The sequence below is a fragment of the Thioclava electrotropha genome (genome assembly GCF_002085925.2).
GTDB lineage: Bacteria > Pseudomonadota > Alphaproteobacteria > Rhodobacterales > Rhodobacteraceae > Thioclava > Thioclava electrotropha.
This window is the reverse complement of the sequence record NZ_CP053562.1, coordinates 2,154,816-2,168,646: the sequence shown is the minus strand read 5'-3', so window position 1 is coordinate 2,168,646 and position 13,831 is coordinate 2,154,816. Positions and strand designations below refer to the sequence as shown.

Annotated in this window: 9 protein-coding genes; 4 read left to right on the top strand and 5 right to left on the bottom strand. The window is 65.4% G+C overall.

The annotated features are described in order from the left end of the window. Positions 1 to 135 precede the first annotated feature (135 nt). The 3 genes from AKL02_RS10295 to AKL02_RS10285 all read left to right on the top strand — a co-directional run bounded on the left by AKL02_RS10295 (position 136) and on the right by AKL02_RS10285 (position 6,607). On the top strand, positions 136 to 1,722 hold the full coding sequence (locus tag AKL02_RS10295) for an alpha-glucosidase (RefSeq protein WP_083076809.1): 1,587 nt from the start codon (positions 136 to 138) through the stop codon (positions 1,720 to 1,722). A gap of 240 nt (positions 1,723 to 1,962) precedes the next feature. Continuing rightward, a complete protein-coding gene (mprF, locus tag AKL02_RS10290) occupies positions 1,963 to 4,569 on the top strand; it encodes a bifunctional lysylphosphatidylglycerol flippase/synthetase MprF (protein ID WP_083076805.1) in 2,607 nt (868 codons plus the stop codon). 1 nt (position 4,570) lies between these two features. After that, positions 4,571 to 6,607, top strand: a complete 2,037-nt coding sequence (locus tag AKL02_RS10285) for a bifunctional DedA family/phosphatase PAP2 family protein (RefSeq protein ID WP_083076802.1) — start codon at positions 4,571 to 4,573, stop codon at positions 6,605 to 6,607. A 9-nt stretch (positions 6,608 to 6,616) separates the two neighbouring features. Here AKL02_RS10285 and AKL02_RS10280 read toward each other — a convergent pair whose 3' ends face one another. Together AKL02_RS10280 and AKL02_RS10275 are read right to left on the bottom strand one after the other, a co-directional pair. Then, a complete protein-coding gene (locus tag AKL02_RS10280) occupies positions 6,617 to 6,973 on the bottom strand; it encodes a YigZ family protein (RefSeq protein ID WP_078550384.1) in 357 nt (118 codons plus the stop codon). 74 nt (positions 6,974 to 7,047) lie between these two features. Beyond that, on the bottom strand, positions 7,048 to 8,022 hold the full coding sequence (locus AKL02_RS10275; protein ID WP_269780165.1) for an NAD(P)-dependent oxidoreductase: 975 nt from the start codon (positions 8,020 to 8,022) through the stop codon (positions 7,048 to 7,050). A gap of 48 nt (positions 8,023 to 8,070) precedes the next feature. On the opposite strand from AKL02_RS10275, the gene AKL02_RS10270 reads away from it, so the two are divergent. Then, positions 8,071 to 10,554, top strand: a complete 2,484-nt coding sequence (locus tag AKL02_RS10270) for a penicillin acylase family protein (protein ID WP_083076796.1) — start codon at positions 8,071 to 8,073, stop codon at positions 10,552 to 10,554. A 47-nt stretch (positions 10,555 to 10,601) separates the two neighbouring features. On the opposite strand, the gene AKL02_RS10265 is transcribed toward AKL02_RS10270, so the two are convergent. From AKL02_RS10265 to AKL02_RS10255, 3 genes are read right to left on the bottom strand one after another with little or no spacing between them, the layout of a single operon-like run. Continuing rightward, positions 10,602 to 11,894: an HlyD family type I secretion periplasmic adaptor subunit gene (locus tag AKL02_RS10265; RefSeq protein ID WP_078601441.1), complete on the bottom strand. Its 1,293-nt coding sequence runs from the start codon at positions 11,892 to 11,894 to the stop codon at positions 10,602 to 10,604. 38 nt (positions 11,895 to 11,932) lie between these two features. After that, positions 11,933 to 13,513 carry a cadherin-like domain-containing protein gene (locus AKL02_RS10260; RefSeq protein ID WP_198453178.1) on the bottom strand — a complete coding sequence of 527 codons (1,581 nt, stop codon included), beginning with the start codon at positions 13,511 to 13,513 and terminating at the stop codon, positions 11,933 to 11,935. Next, on the bottom strand, positions 13,498 to 13,830 hold the full coding sequence (locus tag AKL02_RS10255; RefSeq protein WP_198453177.1) for a hypothetical protein: 333 nt from the start codon (positions 13,828 to 13,830) through the stop codon (positions 13,498 to 13,500). The genes AKL02_RS10260 and AKL02_RS10255 overlap by 16 nt, the downstream gene beginning before the upstream one ends. Position 13,831 lies beyond the last annotated feature (1 nt).

Here is a 13,831-nt window from a genome sequence, read left to right as displayed (position 1 = left end):
ATTGATTGATGTGCCGCCCCCTGCTCAAGGTCAAGCGAAGGCGCAGAAACGGCCTGAGCGGCGGTTGCCGTTTGCGCTAACAAGTCTACCCTTGCCGCGATAACGGGCAACAGGAAACTGAAAGAGGAGCGATTCATGGCGAAGGATTGGTGGCGCGGGGCGGTTATCTACCAGATTTATCCGCGTAGCTTTCAAGACGACTCGGGCGACGGGATCGGTGATCTGAAGGGGATCACGCGCAGGCTCGATCATGTCGCCTCGCTGGGCGTCGATGCGATCTGGCTGTCGCCGATCTTCACCTCGCCGATGGCCGATATGGGCTATGACGTCTCCGATTATCGCGGCATCGATCCGCAATTCGGCACGCTGGAGGATTTTGACGCGCTGGTGGCACGCGCCCATGAGCTGGGCCTGAAAGTCGTGATCGATCAGGTGATCTCGCACAGCTCCGATCAGCATCCGTGGTTCAAGGACGCCAAGAAGGGCGGCGCAAAGAAGGACTGGTATGTCTGGGCCGACCCCAAGCCCGATGGCAGCCCGCCCAACAACTGGCAGGCGGTGTTCGGCGGCTCGTCATGGGAATACGCCCCCGAGCGCGGCCAGTATTACCTGCATAACTTCCTGATCGAGCAGCCCGACCTGAACCTGCACAATCCCGAGGTGCAGGAAGAATTGCTCGACGTGTTCCGCTTCTGGCTGGATCGCGGCGTTGACGGCTTCCGCCTCGATACGGTGAACTACTACTTCCACGACCCCGAGCTGCGCGACAATCCGGCGATGGACCCCGATCCCGAGCGTTGGCCGCCGGTCTCGACCTACGACATGCAGGACCACGAGTTCGACAAGAACCGCCCCGAGAACATCCCCTTCCTCAAGAAGATGCGCGCGGTGATGGACGACCACGAGGCGCGCACGCTGATCGGCGAAGTGGGTGAAGCTCCCCATCGCGCGCTCGGCATCATGGAAGAATACACCCGCGGCGATGACCGTCTGCACATGGCCTACAGCTTCGACATGCTGGGGCCGAAGTTCACGCCCGCGCATTTCCGCGGCAAGATCGAGGGCTTCTTCAAGGGTGCGCCCGACGGCTGGCCGAGCTGGTCGTTCTCGAACCACGACGTGCAGCGCCATGTCACCCGCTGGGCGAAATACGGCACCGAGGACAGCATCGCGCGGCTGGCCATCGCGATGCTCGCATCCTTCCAGGGCACGATCGGGATCTATCAGGGCGAGGAACTCGGCCAGACCGAGACCGAGATGGAATATCACGAGCTGACCGACCCGCCCGGCCTGCGCTTCTGGCCCGAGAACAAGGGCCGCGACGGTTGCCGCACGCCGATGGTCTGGGACGAGAGCACGAATGCGGGCTTCTCCAAGGCCGAGCCGTGGCTGCCGGTAAAGCCGCCGCAAGCGGCCCGCGCCGTCGCGCTGGAAGAGGCCGATGAGGGCTCGGTGCTCGCCTATTACCGCCGCGTTCTGGCTTTCCGGAAGGAAAACCCGGTGCTGCGCGAGGGCACGTCGGAATTCCTCGACCTGCCCGATCCGGTGCTCGGCTTCATCCGCGACGATGGCGCGATGAAATTCGCCTGCTACTTCAACCTCGGCCCCGATCCGGTGACGCTCGAGGCGGATGGCGAGCTCGTCGGCCCCTGCCTTGCCGCAACGCTGGAGGGCGGCACGCTGTCGCTCGGCCCGAATGGCGCGGCCTGGGTGAAGATCTGACAAGCCAAAGACGCGGCGGACAGGACCGGAACAGGACCTGTCGCCGCCTCACGGACCCATGACGGCGTCGGGAGCGTTTGCTCTCGGCGCCGCGTGTGTTTCTGTTTTCTTTCTCTAGTAAGTCGCGCGGTCTCGGCCAATAAGGTGCGTTCGGGACGATTTCTTACGGAATTTTAAGAAGGCCATAAATTCCTTCTGCGATTGTCCCGCCAGAGATTGGAAAAAACGTGGAAATATAAGATGGCTCTCGCTGATCCGGCGCAAACTGCCCCTCCCCAGTCGCGCGTGAAAATTCTCTGGCCGATCGGGCTTGGACTTTTACTGTTCCTGATGGGGCTGTGGGCGCTGCATCATCTTCTTGCGAGCATCGACGTCCATCAGGTGATCGCGCAGATCAAGGCGACGCCGTGGCCCACGCTCGGTGCGGCTGTGGGCGCGACCGCTTTGGGCTATCTAGCGCTGGTGGGTTACGATTTCTGGGCGCTGCATTACCTTGGGAAACAGCTGCCGCTGCGCACCGTCGCGCTTGGCGGGTTTCTGGGCTACGCCTTCGGCAACACGGTCGGGATCAGCGTGATCTCGGGCGGGGCCGTGCGCTACCGCATCTATTCCGCCGCCGGCCTGAACGCCTTCGAGGTCGCGGCGCTGTCGTCCTATATCGCGCTCGCCATGGGCCTCGGGCTTACGATGGTTGGCGTTTTGGCGCTTTCCGTGCATCCGGCAGCCCTTGCAGGCGTAATTTCGGCGCCCGAGCCAGTGATCCGTATCGGGGCCTTGGCCGCGACGGCTCTTATTCTGGGCGGGGCGTTCTACCTGTCTTATACCGGGCGCGCCCTGCGTATTCGGAACCGAGAGATCGCGATGCCCGCGCCGCGCATCCTCGTGGGGCAACTCGCCGTGGCGCTGTTCGATTCAACCATGGCGGCTGGCGCGCTCTGGATCCTGATGCCCGCAGGCACCCCGCCGTTTGCGAGCTTTGTCGCGATCTACGCCGCAGCCAGCATGGTCGGCATCCTGAGCCACGTGCCCGGCGGCGTCGGCGTGTTCGAGACGGTGGTGATCGCCGCCCTGCCCGCGGGCGTGCCCTTGGGCGAGGCGGCAGCGGGCCTTCTGGCCTTCCGCATGATCTACTTCCTGCTGCCCTTTGTGATCGCCTTCGTCGTGGTCTCGCTGAACGAGGCGCGGCTTGCCGGCGGCTGGGCTACGCGCGTCTTTGGCGAAATATCAGAGCCGATGCGCCCGGTGATCAGCGGCATTGAGGGGCTCGCCCCCCGGATCGCCGGGGTCGCAGTGCTAGGCCTCGGCTTCTGGATGGTGATCGTCGCGCTGATGCCGGTGCTGGGCCGACAAGGCGGCGAGCCGGGGCTGATCACGGCGGTTCTCGCAGAAGGCGGCACGCAGCTTTGTGCCCTCGCGGGTGTGCTGTTGATCGTGCTGTCGCATGGCTTGGTGCGCCGGGTGAGACTTGCCTATTGGCTGGTACTTGCGGGGCTGGTGCTTGGCGTGATCTCGGTTTTGGCGGCCGATCTCGACATCGACAACGCGGTCGTCCTGTCGCTCGCCGCGGTGGTGTTGCTGCCGTTCCGCGGGGCCTTTCACCGTCGGGTCGCTCTGACCGAGGGCGGCTACGGCCCCCTGTGGTTCGCGGTGATTCTGGGGATGGTGGCCTCCGCGGCGGTGTTTTTCTTCCTCGCCTATGCGGCGCATCCGTATTCCAACGCGCTCTGGCTCGATTTCACGGCGAGTTCACCCACACCACGGGCGCTCCGGGCCGGGCTCCTGATCAGCGCGCTGCTGCTTGGGTTCCTCCTGTGGCTCACGCTGCGCCCGATGCGCCGCTTCACCTTTTCCGTCGATCCCGAACAGGACGTCGCGGTCGCTGAAATCCTCACCTCCCAAGACGTGCCGCAAGGCTGGTTCGCGCTGACGGGCGACAAATGCGTGATGTTCTCGCCCGACCGCTCGGCCTTCCTGATGTATGCGCAGCGCGGCGGGATGCGGGTCGTGCTCGGCGATCCCGTCGGCCCGCCCGAGACCGCGCGGCAATTGGCGTGGGAGTTTCACGAACGCGCGGTGAGCGAAGGCCTCACCCCCGTCTTCTACGAGGTCTCGACGAAGAACCTGCCGCTCTGGATCGAGATGGGCTACGCGCTGCACAAGATCGGCGAAGAGGCCGTGGTCGACCTTCAGAAATTCTCGCTCACGGGATCGAAATTCAAGACGATGCGGGCCGAGCAGAACCGCGCCCTGCGCGAGGGTTTCACGCTTGAGATCGCGTCCCCGCCGCACGCGCACGAGTTGATCGCGACGCTCCGTGACGTGTCCGACGCGTGGCTCGCGGGCCAAAAAGGCCGCGAGAAAGGCTTCTCGATCGGCCGCTTCGATCCGCGCTACCTCAACCATTGCGAGATCGCGCTGATCCGGCGCGGCGGTGAGATCCTCGGTTTCGCGAACCTTCTGGGCGGGCCGAATGCACGGCGTTTCGCGATAGACCTGATGCGGTACCGCCCGGAGGCGGCTGACGGCGTCATGCAATTCCTGTTCATCGGCCTGATCGAGGCGCTGCGAGATCGCGGTGCGACGGAGCTCAGCCTCGGCCTCGCGCCGCTGGCAGGCCTGCCCGACCGTGCCTCTGCGCGGCTGACCAGCCGCCTTGGCAATCTGATCTATCGTCATGGGGGAAGTTTCTATAACTTCGAAGGGTTACGGCGTTTCAAACAGAAATTCCGGCCCGAATGGCGGCCCCATTATGTCGCGCTCCCGCCCGGCACCTCCCCCTATCTCGCGCTCACCGAAATCACGCTGCTGATCTCGGGCGGCGCGCGCAATCTGCTGACGAAGGACTGAAATGCTAGACGCCATCCACCAAGTGCTCCCGAATCTCGCCGCCCTGGGGATCTTCGGCTACTGGGTGATCGGGGCGGCGGCGGGGCTGGAGGCCTTCCTGCCGACCGGGATTTTCCTGCCCGGCACCCTGCTTGTCGATGCCGGCGGCGTGATGGTTCAGCAGGGGATGCTCGACCTGCTCGACCTTCTGTGGTTCGTAGCGATCGGCTCGGTCCTCGGCGGAGAGGCCACGTTCTGGCTTGGTCGCCACGCGCGACGCGGTATGCTCGGGCGCTGGAATGTCGAAGGCATGGCCGCCTATCGCCGCGCGGAGAAGCTATTTGCGCGCCATGGCGGCTTCGCGATCGTCATGGGGCGGTTTCTCGGCCCCGTGGCGGGCTTCGTGCCCTTTGCTGCCGCCCTCGCCGGGATGGAGACGCGACGCTTCCGGATCTGGAACCTGCTGAGCGGCTTTCCTTACGCGATTTTCCATGTCGGCTTCGGGTATGCGCTTGGCGCGGGGTTCACCAAGCTCGGCCCGATGATGACACGCAACACCTTGTTCCTGCTGGGGCTCGTCGTGATCGCGGCATTGCTCTTCTGGGTTCTGAGACGGCTCGACCGGGCGGTGCCCTATCTCCTCGCAATGGCAGGCGGGCTGATGGACGAGATCGCCCGCCACCCCCGCGTCGACAGCTGGGGCGGGCGCCATCCGAAAACGGCAGCCTGGATCGCGCGCAGGCTCGACCGCAGCAAGTTCTCCGGCCTGCCGCTGAGCCTTTTGGCACTCGCCTTCCTCTACCTCGCCTCGGTGCTGGTCGGGCTGTCGCTCGACTTCCTGCAAAGCGACCCGATCGTGCAGATCGACGCGCGGCTGGCGGCACTGATGCGGCTGTTCTGGACGCCGGGCCTCATTCAGATCTTCACCTGGATCACCGCGCTCGGCGATACCCAGCTCGTGGCCGCGCTGCTCGTGCTGGCGCTTATCTGGCTCGCGTGGCTGCGTCGGTTCGATCTGGTGGCGGGGCTCGTGGTCTCGCTCGGGCTGGACCTGATCTCGGTGATCATCCTGAAGGCAAGCTTCGGGCGGCCGCGCTCGATCCTGGGCTATTTCCACGAAACCTCGGGCAGTTTCCCCTCCGGCCACGCGACGCTCTCGGTCGCCTTTTACGGGATGCTCGTCTTCCTCCTCTGGCGGCTGACGCGGCTCGGGGCGCTGAGTGCGAGCTTTCTGGCGGCCTTGGTCGCCGGTCTGATCGGGTTGAGCCGGCTCTATCTCGTCGAGCATTACCTGAGCGATGTGATGGGCGGCTGGCTTCTCGGCGCGATGTGCCTGCTGGTGGGCATCGCCGTGGCCGAGTGGTTGTATCCGCGATGGGCCGGGGCACCGCGCGCGCGGCCTAGTTGGCAAATGGGCGTGATCGGCGTCGTGACGCTGGCTCTTCTGGGCTTCACGATGGTTCGCGTGCGCGATTATTCCAAGGCGCTGAACCCGCCCCCCGTGGCGCAACCGCTGATCGTGATCTCCGAAGGGGCCGAGCCGCAGGCGCTGCGTGACGCGCCGCTGATGGCGCAGACACTCGACGCGGATCAACAGTTCCCGCTCTCTGTAGCGCTATGGGCGACGAACGCCGATCAGATCACGACGGCGCTGAGCGCGATCGGCTGGCAACGCGCCGATGCGGTGACGCTCAAGACGCTGGCGGGAGCGGCCTTCGGGGCTGTGCGCGATACGATGCGCCCCGGCGCTGCGCTTGCGCCGCTGTTCTGGAAGAACGAGCCGAGCGGGCTTGGCTTCACCCGCGTGCCGGATGGCGACGCGACCGACAAGCTGCCGCGGCTTCGGCTGTGGCAGACGCGCTATACCGATGCATCCGGTGCGCGGCTCTGGATGGGGGCGATTACTCGCGATGACGGGCTGGTGCCGAGCGACGGGTCGACGGCGGGGCGGCTGGCATCCGATCTTGCGAAGGCGTTGAGCCAGAACGGTGTGGCCGAGCCTGTGGGCCAGATCTCCGGCACGGCTGCGTCGGACATCCCGGTTCTGGCGCTGCGGTAGCGGCGCACTTCAGCCCGCGCGCAAATCTTCGAGGTAAATGCGAACCGCTTCCTGCACATGGCGGAAGCGGTCGCCGCCCAGATGCTTGCCGCCGAACCAGCGGGTGACGACGATGATATGGTCGTAGAGCTCTTCGCGCTCGAGCATCCGCAGGATCACCATTCCCGCGCCCGCCTCGCCATCGTCGTTCTTCACCGGGGCTTCCGCCGTCAGAAGCGCCCAGGTGTTATGCGTGGCCTTGGCGTATTTCTTCTTCCGGCACAGTTCCTTGACGAAGGCCTTGGCCTCCTCTTCCGAGGCGCAAGGTCCGCCCGAGACCGCGTATTTCGAGCCGCGGTCGCTGATGATGTTCTCGAGGATGCGCATGGCGCAGGTTTAGGGGCCAGGCGCCGAAGCGGCAAGGGCGGGCAGCGGACCCAATGGCCCGCCGCCCTGCCCGCTCAGCCCAGTTTGCGCAGGCGCGCGATCAGCGAAGAGGTATCCCAGCGGTTACCGCCCATCGCCTGCACGTCCTTGTAGAACTGATCGACCAGCGCCGTGACGGGCAGCGAGGCCCCGATCTCGTCGCCGGTTTTCAGGCAGATCCCCAGATCCTTGCGCATCCAGTCCACCGCGAAGCCGAAGTCGAATTCGTCCTTCGCCATGGTCTCGTAGCGGTTCGCCATCTGCCACGAGCCAGCGGCACCTTGCGAGATCACCTCGACCACGGCGGCGATGTCGAGATCGGCCTTCTCGGCGAAGTTCAGGCTCTCGGCGAGGCCCTGCACCAGACCCGCAATCGCGATCTGGTTGCACATCTTGGTCACCTGCCCCGCGCCGCTTTCGCCCAGACGGCGGCAGATCTTGGCATAGGCGTCGATCACCGGCTCGGCCTTGTCATAGGCCGCCGCGTCGCCGCCGCACATGACCGACAGCTGACCGTTCTCGGCCCCCGCCTGCCCGCCCGAGATCGGGGCGTCGATGAAGGCCACGCCATGGCCCGCCGCCTCGCCCGCCAATTCGCGGGTCACGGCAGCCGAAACCGTCGTGTGATCGACGAAGACCGCGCCGGTTTTCATGCCCTTGAACGCGCCATCCTTGCCGAGGCAGACCTCGCGCAGATCGTCGTCATTGCCGACACAGGACATCACGAAATCCGCGCCTTTCGCGGCTTCGCGCGGGGTCGCTTCGGCCGACCCGCCATGTTCGGAGACCCATTTCTTGGCCTTGGCGGCCGTGCGGTTATAGACCGTGACCTCATGGCCCGCCGATGCGAGATGCCCCGCCATCGGATAGCCCATCACCCCAAGCCCCAGAAATGCAACTTTCGCCATCGACCTCTCCCTTGCGTGAATACGAAACCGCGCCCCGTGTAGCGCGAGCGCGTTGATTGTAGCGTCGGGCTCAACTACTAACGCGCCAACCGGGCGCGTCAACTCATGCGCCGGGAGGCGGGATTTCGGGTGAGGCGCGCAGAGGGCTCGATGTATAAGGCATTTCGATGGGGCGTTCGGCTGATCATGGCCGCGATCGTGGGTGTGGTGCTCGTCGGGGGGCTGATCTATTTCTTCGCCTCGCGCTCGCTTCCTGATTACGACGCGACCTATAAAGTCACCGGGCTCACCGCCCCGGTGGAGATCGTGCGCTCCACCGAGGACGTGCCGCATATTTTCGGCAAGGACGACCCGGATGCGTTCTTCGCGCTGGGGCTCGCCCATGCGCAGGACCGGCTGTGGCAGATGACGCTGATGCGCCGCACGGTGCAGGGGCGGCTGTCGGAAGTGTTCGGTCAGGAGACGCTGAAAACCGACGAGCTGATGCGACGGATGGGCCTGTATCAGGCGGCGGTCGACTCGGTGTCCTCGCAGGACGATTACACCAAGGCCGCGCTCGAGGCCTATGCGCGGGGCGTCAACCAGTGGATCGAGATCGTCAACGAGGGCGCGATGGGGCGCGGCGCGCCGGAATTCTTCCTCTTCGACAGCAAGATCTCCTACTGGACGCCCGCGGATTCGCTCGCGATTATGAAGCTGATGGCGGTGCAGCTATCGAACCAGCTGCAAGACGAGGTGCTGCGCGCCCGTGTGTCGCTCGTCGGCAAAGACCTCGTGCGCGACGTCATGCCCGACGATCCGCAACAGGCCACCACTGCCCTGCCCGATTACGCGAGCCTGTTCCCGACCATGCAAAAGGGCATTCAGACGGCCGAGAACGGGGCGCCGGGGGCGTTCTCTCCCTTCCCCGCACGTGGCTCTGCCGGGGCATCGAACGCATGGGCCGCGGGGCCTGACCGCTCGGCTGCGGGTGGCGCGCTTCTGGCCAACGATCCGCATCTGGGTCTGACGGCGCCCTCGATCTGGTATCTCGCACGGCTGCAACTGCAATCGGGCGGCGTGATTGGCGGCACGATCCCGGGGATGCCGCTGGTGCTGTCGGGGCGCAACAAGAATCTGGGCTGGGGGCTGACCACGGCCTATGTCGACGATCAGGACCTGCATATCGAAGAAATCGATCCCGACGATCCAACGAAATACCGCACGCCCGACGGCTGGAAGCGTTTCAAGACCAAGCGTGTGATCGTCGAGGTGAAGGACGCCAAGCCGGTCACGCTGACCCTGCGCTGGACCGATAACGGCCCGGTGCTGCCCGGCAGCCATTTCGATCTGGCGACGGTCACGCCGCCGCATTCGGTGATTTCGCTCAGCTGGACCGCCTTCGATCCGCAGGACACGACGATGACCGGCGCGATGGACCTGATGCGGGCGCATTCGATACCGCAGGCAATGGATGCGGCGAAGAAGATCGTCGCACCCGCGCAGAACATCACGCTGGCCGACAAGGACGGGGTGGCGCTGGTCACGGCCGGGAAAATCCCGCTGCGCGACCGAGCGAATGACACGCAGGGCCGGATGCCGAACGCGGGCTGGAAACCCGAGAACCGCTGGAAAGGCTTCCTGCCCTTCAAGGACAATCCGCAATTCGTCGAGCCGAAAAGCGGCATCGTCGTGAACACGAACAACAAGACGGTGGACCGGCCCTTCCCCTATAACGTCTCGTTCCACTGGGGCGACACGCAGCGCATTCAGCGCCTGTCGAAACTGATGGGCGAGCGCGAGGTGCATTCGCGCGACAGCTTCATCTCGGCGCAGCTCGACACGGTGTCGCCTGCCGCGCGCGGTCTGCTGCCGCTGGTGGGCGCGAACCTGTGGTATACTGGCGATCCCGCCCCCGCCGGCACGCCCGAGCGGATGCGCCAGCGTGCGTTGGAGATGTTGGCGAGCTGGGATGGCGAAATGTCCGAGCACCTCCCCGAGCCGCTGATCTACGCCGCCTGGATGCGCGAACTGCAAAACCGGCTGATCCGCGACGAGCTGGGTCCGCTGGCGAAGAAATTCGACCATCTGGAGCCCCTGTTCATCGAGCGGGTCTTCCGCGACACCCAAGGTGCGAGCCATTGGTGCGACATCATCCAGTCGGCTCCGAAAGAGACCTGCAGCGATATCGCGCGGCAGTCGCTTGATGCCGCGCTTTTGGATCTGTCGAAGAAATACGGGCCGAATATCGAGAGCTGGCGCTGGGGCGACGCGCATATCGCCGAGCAGGACAATCAGGTGCTGGGCAAGGTGCCGGGGCTGAAATGGTTCGTGAATATCCGGCAATCGACCTCGGGCGGCGATTTCACCCTGATGCGCGGGCGCACCAAGGGCGGCGACGGCTCTGACCGCTTCGCCAATGTTCATGCTGCGGGTTATCGCGAAGTGCTCGATTTCGCGGATCCCGACAGTTCGGTCTTCATCATCTCGACCGGGCAATCGGGCCATCCGCTGAGCCGCCATTATGACGACCTGTCGGAGCTGTGGCGTTCGGGCGAATATATCCCGATGTCGCTGGATCCAGCGCTGGCACGCGCGGCGGCGGCGGGGATCACCCATCTGGTGCCGAAAGGCGCGGCGAAACCGGGCAATTGAACTGATTTGAAACGCAGGGCGGACGCAGGCCCGCCCCAGTTTGAGCCTCAGTCCTCGCGCATCGTGCGCTGCACCTGATCGGCGACCGGCTTGAGCAGATAGGAGATCGCGGTGCGCTCTCCGGTCTGGAAGAACACCTCAACCGGCATCCCCGGACGCAGGCCGCGCCCGTCGGGCAGCACCGGCGCTTCGGTCAGCGCGACGGCACAGAGGTAATAGCTTCCGCCGCTTTCGTCCTTCGTCGCCGAGGCAGCGACCACGCGCACCTCTCCCGCCACTTCCGGCGTCGTGCGTTGGTTGAAGGCGGTGAAGCGCAGGCGCACCGATTGGCCCGGCATGACCTGATCGATATCGGTGGTGCGCAGCCGCGCCTCCACGATCAGCTCGCCATCGGGCACGATCGCCATCACTCGCTCGCCGGGTGCGATCACACCGTTCACCGTATGCACGCCCAGCTCGTTCACCACGCCCGCAATCGGCGCACGGATCTCGGTGCGCGAGAGTCGGTCGCGCGCGGCCACGGCGCGTTCGTGAAGCTCGGCCAGTTGGGCGTCAATGTCGCGCAGTTCCTTTTGCGCAGCGGTGCGGGCCTGATGGTCGAGTTCGAGAATGCGCAGGTTCGACTCGCTGATCTGGCCCTTCACCCGCGCGATATTGGCCTCGATTTCACCCGAGACCCCATCGAGCCGCGCCATGTCACGCTCGACCTCGGTGATCGCGCCCTTCTCGGTCAGGCCCTTCTTCAGCAGCTTCTGCAGCCGGTCATGATCTTCGCCGCGCAGACGGCGTTCGATCTCGTTCGACTGGCGCTGCGCTTCGAGCGCACGGATTTCCTCGTCAAACTGGTCGACTTGGGACAGAAGCTGGTCGCGACGCAAATCCTGCATCGCGCGGTCATGCGCCAGAAGCTGGCGTTCGCCATCGGCAATCGCGGCGGTCTCCTCGGCGGTCTCAAATCCGTCCGGGAACACGATCTCGGCCGCGCTGTCGCGCACCGCGATCAACCGCGCGCGCCGGCCGGTGAATTCGCGGATCTGGGTCTCGACGATCCCGAGTTCCGAGCGCAGCTGCGTATCGTCCAGCAGCACCACCACATCGCCCGCCTGCACCAGATCACCGTTTTCGACGCGGATATCGCGGATCACGCCGCCATCGGGATGCTGCACGACCTTCAGTTGCGATTTCACCGCAACCTGTCCCTGCGCGATCACCGCGCCGGAGAGTTTCGCCTGCGCCGCCCAGCCCCCGAAGACGAGGATCAGCGCGCCCAGAAACGCCGTCGCGAACAGGATGCGCGCACGGATCGAGAACAGGGCCGGATCGTTGTGAGTCTTTGTCATTTTCGGTTTCCCCCCACCAAAAATTCGCGCGCAGCCCGTCAGGCGGGCACGTCGCAATCAAACAGGAAATTGGTTTCTTCGAGCGTGAGATGGCCGTCGAGTTCGATCTCGAAATCGTAATCCTCGATGCTGCCATCCTCGTGCTGCGCGCTCAGCTTCGCTTTCACGACGGTGAATTCATGCGCGTCGTCTCCGTCTTCGATCTCGTAGGCTACGAAAACGCCGCCGCGCGCCTCGGGAACCTCGCCGGTGGCGCCTGCAAAGAACAGGCGCATCTCGCCATAGCCTTCGCCCAACGGGTCGATCTGCGAGAGGTCGATCCTGTCACCGGGTTCGAAATCGGTGATGCGGTCATGGCCTTGGCCCGCGTTCTGGATCGCGGCGAGCGAGCGGAAGACGAAGACGTCCTCTCCCGCGCCACCGGCGAAGAGGTTGCAGGCATCGCTTGCGACCAGCTGATCGTCGCCCGCGCCGGAGGTGACGTTCTCGATGCTGACGAGCGTCGTCTCGCCCGCAGCGCTCGTCATCGTCCCGGCAGACAGGTCGACGGTGACGGATTCCGCGATGCGGTTGAGATCGAGCGTGTCGGAGCCTTCGCCGCCATCGTAGTTGTCGCCCGAGGCCTGCGAGATCTCTGCGACCACGATGCGATCCTCGCCCGCGCCGCCGGAGACGAGGTCTTCGCCTGCGCCCCCGTCGAGCAGATCGCAGCCCTCGTCGCCCATCAGCGTATCGTTGCCCGCGCCACCATCGAGGCTGTCCGCGCCCATGCCGCCGTCGAGATAGTCGTTGCCGTCTTCGCCATGTAGCGCATCCGCGCCCGCCTCGCCGAAGACGATATCGTCGCCCGCGCCAGCGAAGACGGTGTCATTGCCGGCACCGCCATAGATGACATCCGCGCCCACACCGCCGATCAGCACGTCGCAGCCATCGCCGCCGTCGAGCATGTCGTCGCCTTCCCGGCCATAGAGGATATCGTCGCCCGCCTCGCCCCGGATCGCGTCGCGGTCGGGCGTGCCGAGCAGCAGATCGGCCTCGGCGGTGCCGATCACGTCATGATAGTCGGGCGGCAGGATCAGCGCCGTCGCGGTCTGGCCGATTGCCAGCTCGCCATCGCTGAGGTCGTAGGTGATGACCAACTCGCCCTCGAACCCCAGATCGGGTTTGATGAGCCATTCGCCCTCGCCATGGGCGATCACCTCGCCCCCTTGGGCTTGCATCGACAGGATCGAGAGCGGGTCGCCGTCGGGATCGCTCGCCCCGCTTAGCAGCACCGCCGCGACGATAAAAAAGCTCTCGTCGCGCCGGCCGGGCGAAAGGCGCACCGGGCCATTCGTCTCGGGCGCGCGGTTGCGCGGGACCTCGGGCGCCGGACCCGGCGGACGGGGCTCATCAGGCGCGCGGTCCCCGCTCTCGCGCGCCTTGCGCGCCGCGGCACGGGTCGAGGAGAAGACCGGAACTTTCGGGAAATCGAACTCCTTCACCTCGATCGACTCGGGGAAGAACAGCGTATCGTCCTGCGCATCCACCGTCGCCTTGTGCTTGGCGTGCCAGCGTTGCGGAGAGAGCGCGAAAGGTGCCGGATTTGCGCCCGGGAACAGGATCACGTTGTCGGGCAAGGGATCGGGCTGCTCCTCCTCTTGCGCCAGTGCCGCGCTCGACCCCATTTCGGGGATGTGATGCGCGTTCGGCGTCTGCGGGCCGGCGGGGGCGTCGGGATCTGCCGGGGGTGGGCCGGGCCGTCCTGAACACCTTCCGCCTGCGCCGCATCCGTGCCGAAGAGCTTGCGCGCGAGCGCCGCCCAGGCAAGGGCTACCAGCCCCACCGCCACGCGGCCGGGCCAGACCGAGCGCCGCTCGGGCGCACGGTATTTCTGTATCGGCGCGAGGGCCGCTTCGTCATCCGGGATACCGAGCTTGAGCTTGTCCTGTTCCATG